The organism is Paraherbaspirillum soli, from assembly GCF_042654985.1.
GTDB classification, from domain to species: domain Bacteria; phylum Pseudomonadota; class Gammaproteobacteria; order Burkholderiales; family Burkholderiaceae_D; genus Paraherbaspirillum; species Paraherbaspirillum soli.
Map to the genome: position 1 here is coordinate 424,446 of NZ_JBHSMT010000008.1, position 14,530 is coordinate 438,975.

The window sequence follows — 14,530 nt, forward strand, 5'->3', positions numbered from 1 at the left end:
TTGCTTGCGGGAAAATAAAAAATTGTACTGTATCTGCGTACCGAGGAAAAAACGGCCGGCGCTGGCGCCGTTTGCATCAGTATAATCAGTCCTCTCACGAGGCAGAAAGAACTAAAGACCTCGCCCAATTTGGCAACGAAGGACATTTTCATGACACTGCGCATCATCGCCACCGGCGGCACTTTCGATAAACATTACGATGAAATCGCCGGCAAACTCAGCTTCGCCGCCAGCCATCTGCCGCAAGTCATTCAACGCTCGCGCATCACCGCCGAGATTGCGCTGGAAGAATTGCCGCTGCTGGATTCGCTCGATATGAAGGACGCCGACCGCAGCCGCGTGCTGGCCTCGTGCAGCCAGGCCAAGGAAGAGGCGATTGTGATCATCCACGGCACCGACACCATGCGCGAAACCGCTGAAGTCCTCGGTAACGCGGCGTTGGCCAAGACGATCGTGGTGACCGGCGCGATGATTCCGTACGCGGTCGCCAATTCCGATGCGCTATTCAATTTCGGTTTTGCCTGCGGCGTCGCGCAAGCTTTGCCGCATGGCGTGTACGTGGCGATGAACGGCAAGATTTTTGCGTGGGATAAAGTGCAAAAGAATCGCGTTGCGGGGCGTTTTGAGCCAATCTAACTAATTGCGGGACAGAGTTTAAGAGGCACCGTAGCGTGGCGAATTACTCTGTCCCCAACTAAACAAAAACAATTGCGGGACAGAGTTTAAGAGCCACCGAAGCGTGGCGAATTACTCTGTCCCCAACTGACTAAGCAGGAAGTTTGAAGCACCAACAGGCGATCGCAAAACAGCGCGTAGGTCGGAAAAGCGCAGCCCTTGCAGGGCGCATATCCGCTTGCAAGCGGATATCGTCCCGCAGGCAGATGGCATGCCATCCGAAACCCCTGCTACACCCATCCGACGTCCGGTGTACCGCCGAGAAAAGCCAAGGGCTTGACCGGCTGATGCGAATTACGCCGTCGGAAGGCGCTGCGCTTTTCCGACCTACTACGTTTTCTCAGGACCGTTGTGCTCCAAAGCCCAACATTGACAACGCCGGAACCGTCAATTGCCAGCAAGAGTTTGAACCGGCGCTTAGAACCAGTGCTGCATCCCGCCGGCGACCCGGGTCTGGCTGCTGCTGAATCCATCCTGATACGGCGACACGCTCACCAGATTATTGTTTCTGGTGCGGGCGTAGGCACTGCTGACATACAGGATGGTGCGTTTGGACAGCGCGTATTTCGCATTCAGCGCAACCATGATCGGATCGCCGGCTTCGCCTTGGGCCATGTTTCTCACGTCTTGCGCAAACACCGAAGCGGTCAGCAAGACTGTCGGCGTCGCCTGATAAGCGAGACCGCCCCAATAGAAATGACTGCGAAAATCGGCGGCCCCGGACGCCAGTCTTTTTTTGTAATGGCGATAGCCCAAAGTCAGTTTCAGCGGGCCCGAGATTTGATAGCCGCCGGCCAGATTGATGCTGGTGGCTTTGTCGTAAGCGCCGTTGTCGACGCTAATGCCGTTGACCCGGTCAATGGTGGCGGCAATCCCGAACGGCCCCTTGTCGTAACCAATCCCGAGCGCGGATTTGGCGTCGCTGCCGTAGCTGCCGGCGACCTCGCCTAAGCCATGCGATGCGCCCAGTTTCACGTTGCCGAATTTAACCTCGTACTTGACCAGGTTGGGAGAGTGGAACCACATGCCATCCTTGCGCTTGTCCATCGCGGCGCCGGTGCCGAGCCAGGAATAACCGGCCGGCTCGAATGCCGCGATGAAGTTATCGACGGTGGTATACGTGCGCCCCACCTCGATCCGTCCAAAGCGGCCCTCCAGGCCGACAAGCGACCTCCGGTTAAACAAATGCTCGGCCTGCACCAACCTGCCGTCGTTCGATCGGAAACCGTTTTCCAATTGAAAGAACGCCGTCAGCCCGCCGCCCAGATCTTCCGTGCCGCGAAAGCCGATGCGCGAGCCATTGACCGCACCCGAGTGCAGCCGGATGATCCCTTGTTTGTCGGCATTGGCGTTGCTGCTGTGTTCTATGCTGGTGTCGAGCACGCCATACACGGTGATGCTGCCGATTTGAGCATGACTGACGGCGGTCAGCGTCGCGAGCGTGGCGAATAAGCTTGATGTAATTAATCTTTTTCTCATCTTGGTCTGTCTCCTGATTAAGCAAAGTTGTTTGCCGCGTATATCGGCGCTTGATGCAACCCGAACGTGCGTGTAGTGAGCTCCTTTCCGTGGCGTTGGCAGGCCCTGTGCGTAGCGAGCGATGCCATGCCTTTATCCGTGACAAGCCGGATTGGACACATCGTTGATCGCACCGGGATGTGTTTGCAAATTAATAACGCTAGAAGCCCGATAATAGCTAATGTGTTAGTTATTTGCTATTGTTTATTCGCTTATTTTTGATGCTGAATGGCTAGCCTAATCAGAGGTTTTTGACGTTGTTGAAGCCGGAAGGCGTGACACACGAAGATGAAATATGGGAAATTTCTTCCTATTGGCGAAACAACTCAAGGAGGTTTGCTGTGACTGATACGCCCAAAGAAGCAGAAAATGCCACGCCGGCCGTGGCGCTGACTGCTGAGCAAAAGAAAGATCTGTTGCATCGTCTGGCGCGTGTCGAAGGACAGATTCGCGGCGTCCAGAAGTTGATCGTCAATGCCGAGGTAGCGGCCGATTGTGCCGGCGTCGCGCAACAATTGGCGGCCGCGCGCAAGGCGCTGGATCGTGTTTTCGTCACGCTGTTGAGCGATGCCATCGTGACCCACACCGCGGCGGCAGCCACCCCCGAAGAGGCGAACGAACGCGCCAGGGACCTGGCCGCGCTGCTGGATAAGTTTGCTTAGTCTGGCAACGTGAAATAGCGCCGGAGGTTTCCTGCATTTGTCCGGCATCAGCTTGCCGTTCATCCCCGCAAATCACCCACCGATCCCCATACCAAGGATTTTTAGGGCAAAGCCTTATTGTTGTCAGCGCTTGCCATTCATATAATTTTTCAGCCATCAATTATATGAACGCACTGCATGCCCTCTTCCACTCTCTATCTGCTGCCCGCCGTCTGCAACAAGCCGCTGCGCCAAGCGGCAGGATTCACGCTGGTCGAGTTGATGTTGGCGATTGCGGTTCTGGCGATCCTGCTCGGGGTCGGCATCCCGGCGATGCAAAATTTCATCATCGCCAACCGCTTGAGCGGCGAGGTCAGGCAATTTGTCGCCGCCAACATGCGCGCCCGTTCGGAGGCGATCATGCGCGGCCGGCCGGTGCAACTGTGCCGCAGCGTCAATGCGGGAAACGGCCCGGATGCCTGCGACAGCGGCGATCGCAACTGGGCCAGCGGTTGGCTGATCGTGGTACCTCATGCGACGCCGGATGCGGCCGAGGTGTTGGCGCGTCAGCGGGCGCTGGATCGCGATACCAGGGTCATCGCAAGCACCGCATCCATTATCTACAACGGCATGGGGCAGATTGCGACAGCCGCAGCGACTTTTGCGTTTACTGCCGGCGGCGGCCACCGGCGCGGGGTGTGTCTAGCTTCATCCGGTAATAGCCGGGTGGTCGCCGATGCGGCCGATTGCTGATGGCGACGATCTCCACGCCGCCAGTCGCTGCTGCCGCTATCGCCGGCAGGCAATCCGGCGCCGGCATGATCGAGGTGCTGATCGCGATCGTCATCACTGCATTTGCGTTGCTGGGGCTGGCCGGCTTGCAGGCAGCCGCATTGCGTTACCAGAAAGTGGCGCATTTCCGCACGCTGGCGACCCAGCTCAGCAGCGATCTGGCGGACCGCGTGCGCGGCAACGTCAAGGGCGCGCGAAACGGCGCCTACAGTCCGGCATTCGAGCGCTATCCATCGACCCCTGCCGCACCATCAGCCGCGCCCTCCTGCGCGGATCCTGGTGCCTGCACCCCGGCCGAGGTGGCTGCCATCGACATCCGCGACTGGCGGGCGGAATTGAGCCGGACCATGGCGGGCGGATGGGGCGAGATCTCGGGTTCGATTGCGGACGGCTTCGTGATCCGCGTGTATTTCAAAGAGCGAGATATTCCCGCATCGGACAAGAACGACTGCCGTCCGGCCGCACTCTCGGCAGTCGACAAGGATGTGCGCTGCTTCGCCACGGTATTCATGCCATGAGCAAAACCATCCGTTCTCGCTACCGTTGCGCGCAGCAGGGTTTCTCGCTGGTCGAATTGATGATCTCGGCGACGCTCGGTTTGATCATGGTGGGGGTGGTGGTCAGCCTGTACCTGAGCAGCAAGAGCAGCTATCGCCTGAACGACGACAATGCGCGCCTGCGGGCCGATGGCGACTTTGCGATGACGGTGATCGGCCGCAATCTGCGGCAGGCCGGTTTCGGCAAGCTGACCAGCGTGAGCCTGAACGCTCCGTCCTCCTCTCGCACGGATTTTATCGGTCAGGCTTTGCGCGGATGCGATGCCGGCGCGCCTTGCGCAGCATCCGCCGTCAGCGGCAAGCCGGGCTTCGAAGTCAGCTACCGGGTCGCCGATGTGCTGGACCGAGATGCTGCAATCGGTACCGATTGCAGCGGCCAGGCCGCGCCCATGCTGGCCTTGCCGAACGACCATCCCGCGGCTATGGTCACGCCGCAAGTGCGGATTGCCAGCAACCGTTTCTATCTCGCCGCCAAAACCGGCGATGCGGTGCCGTCGCTGGTTTGCAACGGCCAGCCCTTGATCGGCAATGTCGAAGACATGCGGCTGACTTACGGCATCGACACCAACGGCGATTTCACGCCCGAGCAATTCCTGAGTTCGCGGGCGGCGATCGAGAGCCTTGCCGATGGCTGGAGCAAAGTCGTCAGCGTCCAGGTTTGCCTGCAACTGCGCGGCAGCAACAGCATCGGTGAAGCGCAGCGCTACGTCGATTGCAGCGGCGCCGTGCGCACCGCCGGCGACCGCAGGCTGCGGATGGTATTGCGCCAGGTATTCACGGTGCGCGGCCATGCCGCTCCCAGCTTGTCAACGATATGAATGGACCAAACTCGCTGATGACCTCCTGCCACCTTGCGCAGTCACGCCGTCGTTCCATTGCGCAGTCGGGCATTGCCTTGCCTATCGTGCTGATCTTCCTGGTGGTGATGATGTTGCTGGGAGTGAGCGCCATCCGCAATGTAGTGACGGAAGAAAAAATGGCCGGCAATGCGCGCAGCCAGCACCTGGCGTTTCAGGCCGCGGAGCAAGCCCTGCGCGTGTGTGAAAAATGGGCGCAACTTGAGCCTGGCAGGGTGCTGCAGGAAGGCCCTGCCCCCGGTTGGCCGACCAATGGCGAAAACTATTGGGAGTTTGGAGGGGGACGTGGCTGGGAAACCACTCACTACACCGGTGGTGGCGCCCCCGTTGCCGAGAACGGACTTTTCTCATATGAGGTCCCGCTTGCCAACCCCGAGCTGGCAAAAAATCCGCGCTGCATGATGGAAAGGCTGGCGCTGGTCGAGCGTGGGGAATTCACTCTGAAGCCGCCGGAAAGTCGGCCCGCATACCGGATCACCGCACGCGCATTTGGCAGCAATGACAACACCGTCGTGATGTTGCAAAGTTATCTCATTCCGTGACAGGGGCATCCATGCAAGGCATAGCGCGCAGCAATCGTTATCTATCCATCGCAGCGGGCGGCTGGCCGGCATGTGTAGTGTGGGCGGGGTTGAGTGTGGGGCTGGCCGTGGCGTCAGGCCCGGTGCTGGCCGAGATTTCGCAGACGCCGATGATCTTGGCGCAACCGCCCAAACCCAACATCATGTTTTCGATGGACGATTCCGGCAGCATGAACTGGTCGGACATGATCAGCGGCGACGGCTACGTTTCCGAGTATGAGTTGCGTTTTTACTCGCCGGACTTTAACCGGATCTATTACAACCCGGAGATTACCTACACCCCCGGCGCCAGGTATGACGGCCAGGCTATGGGCAATAGCGATATCGGGCGGACGCGGGTCGATCCTTATCTGAACAATACGGTGGTGCCGGTCTCGCTGGCCAGCGTGTGTTATCGCACCGGCACGCCTGTTTTTCCGACTTTCCAACCGTACGGCAACTATGGACCCACTGCCAATTGTCGAGACACGCGCTGGTTGAGCTATAACACCAAGGCCGCCCGTTATGCGTTCTATTACCGATGGGACGGGCGTGCTTACATCAGGACCGATATTCTTCCCGACCGCCAGAGTTATCCGCGCGCGGCGACGCGCACCGATTGCGACGCCGGCGCCAGCTGTTCCTATGCGCAGGAAATCCAAAACTTCGCCAATTGGTTCAGCTACTACCGGACCCGGATATTGATGACCAAGACCGTGATCGGCCTGGCTTTCCTGTCCATCGATCCGGTCACCAGACCGGAAAGTGCGCCCAGATTCCGGGTCGGCTTCAGCACGATTAACGTGGCGCGCTACAACGACAACCCGAAGTGGTTGACCATTCGCGAGTTCGATACTGAGCAAAAGAAAAAATTCTACGACAACCTGTATGGCACGGTGCCCTACGGCGGCACGCCGCTGCGCATTCATATGAACCGCATCGGCGAAATGTACGAAGGCATCATGTACGGCTTCGATTACGCCAATAACGACCCGTACCGTCTGAGCAAGAACGATCCCACCTTGCTCAGTTGCCGCCCCAGCTATCACATACTGTCGACCGACGGTTACTGGAATGACTACGGGGTCGGCTTCGGCAATGAGGACGGCAGCGACAGCGGCTATTCGACCCGCGCCTACGGCGCTTACGATGCGCTGGGGGCATCCGACACGCTGGCCGATATTGCGATGTATTACTACAAGACCGATTTGCGTCCGGCGCTGGCCAATAATGTGGCGTCCACCAATGCCCGGGACAGCGCCACGCATCAGCACATGACCACCTTCACCATCGGCCTCGGCGTCAACGGTGAATTGAAATATCGTCCCGACTATGACAGCGCCACCGAAGGCGATTTTTACGATATCAAGCGCGGCGTCAAAAATTGGCCTGTGCCCAAAGCTGAACGTGCAAGCACGGTCGATGACTTGTGGCATGCCGCAGTCAATGGCCGCGGACGCTATCTGAGCGCCAACGATCCGGCCCAATTGCAAAAGGGCCTGGTCGATATTTTGAAACAAATCGGCACTCCGGACGGCGCCGCCTCGTCGCTTGCGGTCAATGGCGAAAAAATCACGGGCGACACGCTGGCTTACAAGCCGGGCTTTGTCGGCGGCAGTTGGGGCGGCTATCTGAAAGCCTATCGACTGCTGCCGGATGGCGCGCTCGGCGCCGAGGTATGGAATGCCGCCGACAAACTGCCAGGCCCGGATCGGCGCGACATCAAGACCTGGCAAGCCGCCGGCGACGGTAGCGGTACATCGGTCGACTTCCGGTGGCAGCAGTTGACGCCGGCCCAACAGGCCGCGTTGGGCTCTGAAGAGATATTGAACTACCTGCGCGGCAGCGACGCACTGGAGGCGGCGCAAGGACGCGGCAGCTATCGCAATCGCAGAAGCAAACTGGGCGATATCGTCAATTCCTCGCCGTTGTATGTCAAAGACGCCGATTTCGGTTACCGGAAGTTGCCTGAGGCCGGCGGCGGCGGGACCATTTACGCGCAGTTCCTGGCCAACAAGAAGGGCCGCAGGCCGATGGCATACGTCGGCGCCAACGACGGCATGCTGCACGCGATCAATGCTGTCACCGGAATCGAGGAGTGGGCGTTCATACCGAATGCGGTCTACCCTCACCTGAAGACGCTGGCCGACCCCGCTTACGTCCACCGTTATTTTGTCGACGGTCAATTGACCGAAAGCGACGCCTATTTGGGTGAGCCCCCAGACTCGGGAGCATCCTGGTTGCTTTGGTTGCGATACGCGGAAAACTGGAAAACCATCTTGATGGGTTCGACCGGTGGCGGCGCCAAGGCTGTATTCGCTATCAGCGGCGAGCGCGTGCTGTGGGAAAAAAGCGACGGCATCCCGGGCACGCCCACTTACGACGCCGACATGGGCCATGTGCTGGGCGAGGCGGTGGTGATCCGCCTGCGCAATGGCAAGTGGGCCGCGGTGTACGGCAACGGCTACGACAGTGCGAATCAAAAAGCGGTGCTGTATCTGGTCGATGTCGAGACCGGCAAAGAGATCAAAAAAATTCACACCGAAAGCGGCGGCGCGCAAGCCCCCAACGGACTGTCGACGCCGGCTTTTGTGTTCAACGGCCAGCGCGAAGTGATTGCCGCGTATGCCGGCGACTTGCAAGGCAATCTGTGGGGCTTCGACCTGAGCGATGTCGATGCCGCCAAGTGGCGGCCGGCGTTCGACGGCAAGCCCTTGTTTGTGGCCAAGGACAGCCACGGCAAGGTACAGCCTATCGTGCAGCAACCGGTGCTGGATTACCACCCGCAAGGCGGTCGTCTGGTGATGTTCGGCAGCGGTAAATTTTTCGAGGCCGCCGATAAGCTGGGCACCCAGACGCAGAGCGTGTACGGCATCTGGGACAAGCCCGGCGCCGGCGTCGTCGGCAATCGCGACGCCTTGCAACAGCAAACATTCACGACGGTCGCGGATGGCCGCACGCTGACCCGGAACAGGCCCAACTGGGCCGAAAAACGCGGCTGGGTAGTCGATCTGCCCGATAGCGGCGAGCGGGTCGTCGGCAAGCCGCTGCTGATCGACGACATCCTGTGGATACTGAGCTTTGCGCCGACCGGCAATGATTTGTGCGGCGCCGGTGGCGCTTCGCAATTGATGGGGATCGCCTATGCGACCGGCGGCGCGGCCGCCAACGCGGTGTTCCCCGGCCTGTCGCCGGATCGGGCCGCGCGCACGGTCATGCCCTCGCTTGCTACGCCGACCTCGATCACTTTGCCGGACGGCCGCCGCAAGCTGGTGATCAACGGCATTGACGGCAACGCGCAAAGCATCGCCATTGCGAAATCGAACCGGCCGCCATTCAGGACTTGGCACCAGTTGCCGAACCCCTAGTAAGGGCACCTCTAAAACCTACTGCGCGGCCCAATCTCGGGGCTGTGATGCTCGCCGTATCCCCGTACGGCTGCACTTCTCGCCCCGAGCTTGGACCGCTCGCTACGGTTTTAGAGGCGCCCTTGAGCGCCCCGATACCGGAGTAAAAATGACATACAAAATCATTTTGCGACGACAGGGTTTCACCCTGGTCGAATTGATGCTGGTGGTGGTGATCGTGGCGATTCTCAGCACCGTCGCCTTGCCGAACTACAGCGCATACGTCCGCCGCAGCGAACGCGCCGCAGCACGCGCCGTCTTGCTGGAAGCCGCCGCCTGGATGGAGCGCCGATTCACGGTCAATAACAGCTATGCAGGCATCTCCAGGCTGCCGGACGATTTAAGGCAAGCCCCGAGGACCGGTACGGCGAAATACAGGGTAAGCCTGACGCAGCCGGCCGAGATCGCGGCCTATCAATTGCAAGCGGCGCCTGAACGTAGCGGCGACAAGTGCGGAATTTTTACGCTGGATCACAGCGGCGCGCGCGGCTTGATCGGCAACACCGCAAGCCTGGAAGAATGTTGGGGACGTTGAGTTTGCCAATTGTTTTCCATACGTTGTCTACGAGCGACCATTTATCTCGCGCACCGGTCGACATTCGCGTAAGGCGGAAAAGCGAAGCGTCTTCCGCCGTTGTGGATGTGTCAATCGCATGTGGCACATCCAATGGCGGATAACGCTGCGCTCATCCGCCCTACGAGCGATCATTTATCTCGCGTACCGGTCGACATTCGCGTAGGGCGGAAAAGCGAAGTGCCTTCCGCCGTTGTGGATGCGTCAAACGCATGTGACGCATCCATTAGTGGATAACGCTATGCTCATCCGCCCGTGCTTGATCAGCAACACCGCAAGCCTGGAGGAATGTTGGGGACGTTGAGTTTGCTTTTAGTTAGTTTTTTCCGCACGTTATCTTGTATCTCTTTGTAAGGGCAGTCAGCGCTCGCGGCCGGCGCGTCGTTATAGGCTCATGCAGGCACAGTGACCTGCTGCCAAACAAAGGATGACATGATGAAAACGCTAGCTCGCATTACCCTGTCCCTCGCCGCGGTAGCCACTATCGGCGGCATGCTGACCAGCAACGCATTCGCTGCAGACAGCCAATGGCAGAAAAATCATCCGCGCCGCGAACAAGTCAACAACCGTCTGAAAAACCAGAACAAGCGCATCACCAACGAAGTAAAAGAAGGCGAAATCAGCAAAGCCCAAGCGAAGCAATTACGCAGCAACGACAAAGGCATCCGCACCGAAGAGCGCGCCATGGCAGCCCAGAACGGCGGCCACATCACCAAGCAGGAACAAAAAACGCTGAACCAGCAGCTGAATCAGAATAGCGCCGCGATCGGTAAATAAAAACAATTGCGGGACAGAGTTTAAGAGTCGCCCCAGCGCGACGAATTACTCTGTCCCCCAACTGACTAGACAAGAAGTTTGAAGCACCAACAAGCGATCGCAAAACGGAGTTTAAGTGACGCCGCAGCGCGACGAATTACTCTGTCCCCAACTGACTAAGCAGCAAGCGTCAAACACCTAAAAGCATTCGCAAAACAGGTTTTGAAAGTCACTGCAACGCGACGAATTACTTGCCAATACAAAACCGCGAAAAAATCACTCCCAGCAAATCATCCGGCGTGAAGGCGCCGGTGATGCTGCTCAGGCGGTCTTGCGCCAGCCGCAGTTCTTCGGCAAACAGGTCCAGCGACTGATCGTTGACGCGGTTGTCGATGGCCGCGTGCTGGGCTGCCATATCGAGGTGATCGCGGGCGGCCTTGAGGGCGATCAGGTGGCGTTCGCGTGCCAGGTAGCGCGACTCGCCAGTTTGCTGCCAGCCGGCGATGCGCAGCAATTCCATGCGCAGCAAGTCGATCCCGAGATGATTGACGGCGGATAGGTAAATATGGGTGGCGTCGCTCATCTCGTCGACCGCCGGCTTGTGGCCGGACTGGTCGATTTTGTTCCAGATCCGGATCACCGGGGCGTTGAGCGGGAAGCGGGCGACGATCTTTTCATCCGCTAGCGACGGGCCGTGGTTGGCGTCCAGCATATGCAGGATGACATCGGCTTTGGCCACTGCGGCCCAAGTGCGCTCGATGCCGATCCGCTCTACTTCGTCGCTGGCGTCCTCGGCTTCGCGGATGCCGGCGGTGTCAACGATGTTGAGCGGGATGCCTTCGAGCTGGATGGTTTCGGTGACTTTGTCGCGAGTGGTGCCGGCGATCGGCGTCACGATGGCGACGTCGGAGCCTGCCAGTGCATTCAGCAATGAGGATTTGCCGACATTGGGCTGGCCGGCCAGGACGATATTCAAGCCGTCGCGCAGCAAGGCCCCCTGTGCCGCCTGACTGAACACATTGTCGAGCGTGCTGCGGATCGCGGCCAGCTGGCCGCGGGCGTCGGACTGTTCGAGGAAGTCGATTTCCTCTTCCGGGAAATCGAGCGTCGCTTCGACCAGCATGCGCAGATTGGTGACCTGCTCGACCAGTGCGTGGATCACTTTGGAAAACGCGCCGGACAGCGATTCCGAGGCCGATTTGGCGGCGGCTTCGGTGGACGCCTCGATCAGGTCGGCGACCGCTTCGGCCTGGGCCAGATCCAGTTTGTCGTTGAGGAAGGCGCGTTGCGTAAATTCGCCGGGCTGGGCCAGGCGCAGGTCGATATCCTGACCGGCATCCAGGCAGCGGCTGAGCAGCATTTGCAGCACCACCGGACCGCCGTGGCCTTGCAGCTCCAGCACATCTTCGCCGGTGTATGAATGCGGGGCCTTGAAATAAATCGCCAGCCCCTGGTCGATCACGCTGCCGTCGGCATTCTTGAATGGCAGATAGGTGGCGTGGCGCGGGATCAGTTTGGCTTCGTCTATACCGCAGACGGCCTGGATCAGCGCACCGAGATTTTTTCCGGAAATACGTACTACGCCGATACCGCCGCGCCCGGGGGCGGTGGCAATGGCTGCAATGGGGGAGGAATCGAAGGACATGGGGGTGATTTTACGATTGTTGTTGAGCGACGAAAACAAAAAAGCCCGTGAATTTTGATTCACGGGCTTTTTTTACGACAAGTTGCTACTTATTTTTTGCCGCCATCCATCTTGCGGGTGATCACATATTGCTGGGCGATCGACAACACGTTGTTGGTGACCCAGTACAGCACCAGTCCGGACGGGAAGAAGAAGAACATGACCGAGAAAATCAGTGGCATGAACATCATCACCTTGGCCTGCATCGGGTCCGGCGGGGTCGGGTTGAGCTTGGTCTGGATGAACATCGACACCGCCATCACGACCGGCAGGATGTAGAACGGATCCGGTGCTGCCAGATCGTGGATCCAGCCGAGCCACGGGGCGTTGCGGATTTCGACGCTGGCCAGCAAGACCCAGTACAGCGAGATGAAGACCGGGATCTGCACCACGATCGGCAGGCAGCCGCCGAGCGGGTTGATTTTTTCGGTTTTGTACAGCGTCATCATGGCCTGATTCATTTTTTGCGGATCGGCTTTGAAGCGCTCGCGAATCTCGGTCATCTTCGGCGTGACTTTTTTCATCTTGGCCATGCTGCGATAGCTGGCCGCCGACAACGGGAAGAAAGCCAGTTTGATCAGCACCGTCAACGCGATGATGGTCCAGCCCCAGTTGCCGAGGACTTTGTGTATTTGCGTCATCAGCCAGAAAATCGGCTTGGCGATGATGGTCAGCCAGCCATAGTCCTTGACCAGTTCCAGGCCGGGCGCGGTGGCTTCCAGGATAGAGGACTCTTCCGGACCGGAATACAGGCGCGCATCCATGGTGGCGCTGGCGCCCGGTGCAATCGTGCCGAGCGGCAGGATGTTGCCGACTGCATACAGGTTGGTGGCGATTTTCTTGGTGAAAATTTCACGCGGCGCTTTGTCTTGCGGGATGAACGCCGAGACGAAGTAATGCTGGATCACTGCGAACCAGCCGTCGTCGGCCTTCAGCGCATGTTCCGCCTTGCCGTTTTCGATCTTGTCGAAAGCGAATTTCTGGAACTTGTTGGCTTCGGTATACACCGAGGCACCGGTGAAGGTATTGACGAAACGTTGCTCGCCTTCCGGCTTGTTGCCGTCACGTACCAGTTGCAGGTACAGCGATGGCGCAATCGGTGCGGCGCTGGCGTTGGTGACGGTGTGCTTGACGTCGATGGTGTAATCGCCGCGCTTGAAGGTAAAGGTTTTGGTCAGCTTGACGCCGCCCTGCTCCGATTCCAGCACCAGTTGCACCTGGTTGCCGCTATCGAGCGCACGGGCGCCTGGCAAGGCGACGAACGGCGATTTGTGATTCGGGAACGGGCCGCCGATCAGGCCGGTTTCGGCCAGATAAGTACGGTTGGCGCTGGAGTCGAACAACACCAGGTTCTTGGTCGGATCGACCGTGTCCTTGTGTTTCAGCAGTTCCAGGCGCTTCAGTTCGCCGCCGATGGTGTCGATGTCGGCCTTCAGGACGTCTGTTGTGACGGTGACGATTTCACCTTTGATCGCGGTAGCGGCGGCCGGCACGGCATGCGCGTCGGCGCTGCCAGCTGCAGCCGGCGTGGCTTGCGGTACATCGGTGCTGGCGCCGGTGGCGCTGGCGCTGGCGGCAGGGCCGGTCGCGATCGGTGCGGTCTGGGTTGCGCCCGGGAAGAACAGCGACGGCTGGCCGTTATGACGTTGCCATTGATCCCACAGGAACAATAGCGACACCGAAAAGACAACCCACAGGACGGTACGTTTGATATCCATAAGAGTACTTATCAATGATTCAGGAATGGCTGCAACCGCATGATCGGGAAGCCGATGTTGCGGATTTGGTTGCAGAGGGGTTTGCTGAAGGAGTTAAAGAAATAGGATGAGGCGGAACCGGATCAAGCCCGCCGGCATGCCATGGGTGGCATTTGCACAGCCGAACGCCAGCCAGCAAGCTGCCCTTCAAGGCGCCATGCGTGCGGATTGCTTCGGCCGCGTAATCGGAACAGCTGGGATAAAAACGGCAATTCTGGCCCAGAAACGGGCTGATTCCCAGTTTATAAAGCCGCAACAGGAACAGTAGAGACATTTTCATGACAGCTTCCTTCCCTTTCCCATGACTCCAAATGCAGGTGGAATTATGAGCCACCTGCACGGCGTTGCGACGAGAACAGTTGCGTTATCTCGTTGCGCAGCTCCCGCTTCAAGCGCGCTGTGGTAGCCGGGCCTGCCTTGGTGTTTACCGATTTCGATAAACGCACAACGCAGTCGATTGGCGGCAATGGTGTCAGACGAAACAACTCGCGCGTAACCCGTTTGACGGTATTACGCGTAACAGCCCGTGGCGCCAGCCGTTTTGCTGCAACCACGCCCAGACGGGCATGAGGCAACGCATTGCGACGGGTGTACAACACGAAATGGGCTGTCCTGAAGACGGGGCGCAAACGAAAAACGGATGAAAATTCATCCGTTTTAACGATGCGCCGTTTGCGTGAAAAATCCTCGACGCTGTTCTGTGAACGGTCGTCAGTCACGCAAGCAGCACTCGGCTTGATCGCTCAGTCCCG

The 14,530-nt window shown here is 59.0% G+C and carries 14 protein-coding genes; 9 read left to right on the top strand and 5 right to left on the bottom strand.

What is annotated here, in order from left to right; genetic code table 11:
* Positions 1-150: 150 nt before the first annotated feature.
* The gene (locus tag ACFPM8_RS04710) at positions 151-636 is read left to right on the top strand and encodes an asparaginase domain-containing protein (protein ID WP_378995467.1); all 486 of its coding nucleotides are present in this window, start codon (positions 151-153) and stop codon (positions 634-636) included.
* Positions 637-1,092: 456 nt separating this feature from the next.
* On the opposite strand, the gene ACFPM8_RS04715 is transcribed toward ACFPM8_RS04710, so the two are convergent.
* Positions 1,093-2,154 (bottom strand): porin, encoded by a 1,062-nt coding sequence (locus tag ACFPM8_RS04715; protein ID WP_378995469.1) that lies wholly within the window; start codon positions 2,152-2,154, stop codon positions 1,093-1,095.
* A gap of 380 nt (positions 2,155-2,534) precedes the next feature.
* Here ACFPM8_RS04715 and ACFPM8_RS04720 point away from each other — a divergent pair, with 380 nt between their 5' ends.
* The 8 genes from ACFPM8_RS04720 (at position 2,535) to ACFPM8_RS04755 (ending at position 10,358) form a co-directional block, all read left to right on the top strand.
* On the top strand, positions 2,535-2,855 hold the full coding sequence (locus ACFPM8_RS04720) for a metal-sensitive transcriptional regulator (RefSeq protein ID WP_378995471.1): 321 nt from the start codon (positions 2,535-2,537) through the stop codon (positions 2,853-2,855).
* Between the two features lie 177 nt (positions 2,856-3,032).
* On the top strand, positions 3,033-3,587 hold the full coding sequence (locus ACFPM8_RS04725) for a GspH/FimT family pseudopilin (RefSeq protein ID WP_378995473.1): 555 nt from the start codon (positions 3,033-3,035) through the stop codon (positions 3,585-3,587).
* On the top strand, positions 3,587-4,144 hold the full coding sequence (pilV, locus tag ACFPM8_RS04730; RefSeq protein WP_378995475.1) for a type IV pilus modification protein PilV: 558 nt from the start codon (positions 3,587-3,589) through the stop codon (positions 4,142-4,144). Before ACFPM8_RS04725 ends, pilV begins: the two co-directional genes overlap by 1 nt.
* The gene (locus ACFPM8_RS04735) at positions 4,141-5,001 is read left to right on the top strand and encodes a PilW family protein (protein ID WP_378995477.1); all 861 of its coding nucleotides are present in this window, start codon (positions 4,141-4,143) and stop codon (positions 4,999-5,001) included. Before pilV ends, ACFPM8_RS04735 begins: the two co-directional genes overlap by 4 nt.
* Positions 4,998-5,582, top strand: coding sequence for a pilus assembly PilX family protein (locus tag ACFPM8_RS04740; RefSeq protein WP_378995479.1), 585 nt, complete (start codon positions 4,998-5,000; stop codon positions 5,580-5,582). The genes ACFPM8_RS04735 and ACFPM8_RS04740 overlap by 4 nt, the downstream gene beginning before the upstream one ends.
* Positions 5,583-5,593: 11 nt before the next feature.
* The gene (locus ACFPM8_RS04745) at positions 5,594-8,968 is read left to right on the top strand and encodes a pilus assembly protein (RefSeq protein WP_378995481.1); all 3,375 of its coding nucleotides are present in this window, start codon (positions 5,594-5,596) and stop codon (positions 8,966-8,968) included.
* 148 nt (positions 8,969-9,116) lie between these two features.
* Complete coding sequence (locus ACFPM8_RS04750; RefSeq protein WP_378995483.1) at positions 9,117-9,542, top strand: type IV pilin protein; 426 nt, start codon at positions 9,117-9,119, stop codon at positions 9,540-9,542.
* A gap of 474 nt (positions 9,543-10,016) precedes the next feature.
* Positions 10,017-10,358 (top strand): hypothetical protein, encoded by a 342-nt coding sequence (locus ACFPM8_RS04755; RefSeq protein WP_378995485.1) that lies wholly within the window; start codon positions 10,017-10,019, stop codon positions 10,356-10,358.
* Positions 10,359-10,584: 226 nt separating this feature from the next.
* Here the strand turns inward: ACFPM8_RS04755 and mnmE are convergent, their stop codons facing one another.
* The 4 genes from mnmE to rnpA form a co-directional block, all read right to left on the bottom strand.
* Positions 10,585-11,982, bottom strand: coding sequence for a tRNA uridine-5-carboxymethylaminomethyl(34) synthesis GTPase MnmE (mnmE, locus tag ACFPM8_RS04760; RefSeq protein WP_378995487.1), 1,398 nt, complete (start codon positions 11,980-11,982; stop codon positions 10,585-10,587).
* Positions 11,983-12,071: 89 nt separating this feature from the next.
* Positions 12,072-13,739 (bottom strand): membrane protein insertase YidC, encoded by a 1,668-nt coding sequence (gene yidC / locus ACFPM8_RS04765; protein WP_378995489.1) that lies wholly within the window; start codon positions 13,737-13,739, stop codon positions 12,072-12,074.
* A 19-nt stretch (positions 13,740-13,758) separates the two neighbouring features.
* Positions 13,759-14,058: a membrane protein insertion efficiency factor YidD gene (yidD, locus tag ACFPM8_RS04770; RefSeq protein WP_378995491.1), complete on the bottom strand. Its 300-nt coding sequence runs from the start codon at positions 14,056-14,058 to the stop codon at positions 13,759-13,761.
* A 43-nt stretch (positions 14,059-14,101) separates the two neighbouring features.
* A complete protein-coding gene (rnpA, locus tag ACFPM8_RS04775) occupies positions 14,102-14,497 on the bottom strand; it encodes a ribonuclease P protein component (RefSeq protein ID WP_378995493.1) in 396 nt (131 codons plus the stop codon).
* Positions 14,498-14,530: the final 33 nt, after the last annotated feature.

Bases quoted from the DNA above. Each gene is read 5' to 3' on its own strand.
- ACFPM8_RS04710 (WP_378995467.1), top strand. From the start codon at position 151: ATGACACTGCGCATCATCGCCACCGGCGGCACTTTCGATAAACATTAC.
- ACFPM8_RS04715 (WP_378995469.1), bottom strand. From the start codon at position 2,154: ATGAGAAAAAGATTAATTACATCAAGCTTATTCGCCACGCTCGCGACG.
- ACFPM8_RS04725 (WP_378995473.1), top strand. From the start codon at position 3,033: ATGCCCTCTTCCACTCTCTATCTGCTGCCCGCCGTCTGCAACAAGCCG.
- pilV (WP_378995475.1), top strand. From the start codon at position 3,587: ATGGCGACGATCTCCACGCCGCCAGTCGCTGCTGCCGCTATCGCCGGC.
- ACFPM8_RS04735 (WP_378995477.1), top strand. From the start codon at position 4,141: ATGAGCAAAACCATCCGTTCTCGCTACCGTTGCGCGCAGCAGGGTTTC.
- ACFPM8_RS04740 (WP_378995479.1), top strand. From the start codon at position 4,998: ATGAATGGACCAAACTCGCTGATGACCTCCTGCCACCTTGCGCAGTCA.
- ACFPM8_RS04745 (WP_378995481.1), top strand. From the start codon at position 5,594: ATGCAAGGCATAGCGCGCAGCAATCGTTATCTATCCATCGCAGCGGGC.
- ACFPM8_RS04750 (WP_378995483.1), top strand. From the start codon at position 9,117: ATGACATACAAAATCATTTTGCGACGACAGGGTTTCACCCTGGTCGAA.
- ACFPM8_RS04755 (WP_378995485.1), top strand. From the start codon at position 10,017: ATGAAAACGCTAGCTCGCATTACCCTGTCCCTCGCCGCGGTAGCCACT.
- mnmE (WP_378995487.1), bottom strand. From the start codon at position 11,982: ATGTCCTTCGATTCCTCCCCCATTGCAGCCATTGCCACCGCCCCCGGG.
- yidC (WP_378995489.1), bottom strand. From the start codon at position 13,739: ATGGATATCAAACGTACCGTCCTGTGGGTTGTCTTTTCGGTGTCGCTA.
- yidD (WP_378995491.1), bottom strand. From the start codon at position 14,058: ATGAAAATGTCTCTACTGTTCCTGTTGCGGCTTTATAAACTGGGAATC.